Annotated in this window: 1 protein-coding gene; it reads left to right on the top strand. The window is 47.2% G+C overall.

The window, feature by feature from the left end; genetic code table 11:
- Positions 1-19 precede the first annotated feature (19 nt).
- A partial coding sequence (locus tag A3751_RS02295) for a NosD domain-containing protein (RefSeq protein WP_197466119.1) occupies positions 20-515 on the top strand: 496 nt, incomplete at its 3' end.

The raw sequence follows: 515 nt of genomic DNA, 5'->3' as shown, positions 1-515 counted from the left end.
CGAAGGCGGTTCGGATCTTATGGTACGGGATCTTGGCGTTTACGATACGAATAAGAACGGCATCAAAACGGTTGGTTCAAATGGCGTGTATTTTTCTCATGTCGCAGCAGTTTGGACGGTAGGTCGTTTGTCTGACGAAACGCCAAAGCGTTTGCTAGCGGACAGCCCTGGGGCTTATGGCCTATACCCAGTGAACTCCAAAAACATCGTTATCGAAGATACATTCTCTTGCGGCTCACGTGATGCAGGTATTTATGTAGGGCAGTCTGAAGATGTTGTAGTACGTAATAACCTCGTGGAGTACAACGTAGCAGGTATTGAAATCGAAAATACCGAGAACGCTGACGTTTATAATAACGACGTATACGATAATACCGCGGGATGGAGCCCCGTCACACGTAATATCAATATCCACAATAACTCCCTTTCACAAAACTCTACTGATCCGGGTGGCAAATTGCTTGAAGAAGCCGGTGTCATTGCGGGTTACGAAGCCTACTACGGAGCAGGGAGCT

The organism is Oleiphilus sp. HI0080 (assembly GCF_001635135.1).
This window is presented reverse-complemented; position numbering and strand designations above follow the sequence as displayed.